This is a genomic window from Neisseria sp. P0021.S005 (genome assembly GCF_051956955.1).
Window position 1 is genome coordinate 1 of record NZ_JBQCWY010000802.1, and the last position, 1,081, is coordinate 1,081.

Annotated in this window: 2 protein-coding genes; both read right to left on the minus strand. The window is 49.4% G+C overall.

Translation table 11 applies throughout. The annotated features are described in order from the left end of the window. Positions 1–459 (minus strand): thiol:disulfide interchange protein DsbA/DsbL (locus ACTHUE_RS19405; RefSeq protein ID WP_440424214.1); only part of this gene is annotated, 459 nt, incomplete at its 3' end. Between the two features lie 169 nt (positions 460–628). Next, on the minus strand, positions 629–1,081 hold a 453-nt coding region (locus ACTHUE_RS19410), incomplete at its 5' end, for a TonB-dependent receptor domain-containing protein (RefSeq protein WP_440424215.1).

Consider the following 1,081-nt stretch of genomic DNA (forward strand, 5'->3'; position numbering starts at 1 on the left):
CCATTTTTTCAGGGTATCGGTATCGGCCAAGTTGATTTTTTGGTTAACCATCGCATCGAAAATATGGCTGTTGGCTTTATCTGATTCACCGGCCATTTCCACTGCGGCCGCCAAACGTGCCAAAGGTTTCATTTCATCACCCCACACAACATGCTCCCGGCGCATATAGGTATCGTCTTTAAACGTTTTGATGTGCTCGCTCAAAACCGGCTCAAGATGGGCGCAATGCGGGCAGAAGTAGCCGAAGAATTCCAATACTTCGATTTTGCCGGCCTGCTGTTGCGGAATCGGATTGGACAATACGGTGTAATTGACACCTTCGGTCAATGCGGCAGGGGCTGCCGGAGCGGATGTGTTGCTTTGGGCGCTGTCTGCCGGAACGCTGGTTTCCGCCTGTTTGCCGCAAGCGGCCAATGCCAACAGGGTCAATGAAGTCAAGGCTAAGGTTTTCAGTTTCATAGGTATCTCTTTACATTCAAATCAATGGGCGGATTTTATGGCATTTCGTTGGAGGTGTGTTCGATTTGAGTGAAAAAATGTGTTTAGTTTTATTTCAACCTTTATAAAGGCCGTCTGAAATATGGCTTAGATCATAGCCTTATTTTCAGACGGCCTTTGCCTGATTTCATCAGAAACGGTAATTTACCCGGGCGGTATAGCCACGCGGATTACCCGGCATGGCGTCCGAACGCCAATATTTTTGATTGAGCAGATTGGCTGCGGCAAAGGTAACGTTGACGTTTTTATGGTTCCAGCCGAGCATGGCATCAACTCGGGCAAAGCCGGGAAGCGTGGTAACTTCTTTGTTTCTTGAATCGTAGCCGTAGCGTTTGCCCGTACCGGTTACGCCGATTTCGCCATAGAGGTTTTCGGTTGGGGTGTAACGGAAAAACAGGTTGCCGGTAACGTTGCTGGTGTTATTCAAATGAATGCCCACTCGGTCGGGATTGTCTTTGTCTTCAACGACTTTCGCCTGCATCACGCCCAACGAACCGCGCAGATAGAGTTTTTTGGGAATGATTTGCCCGATGGCGGACAATTCCACGCCACGCGAACGGTGTTTACCGCCGACTGCCCAAGT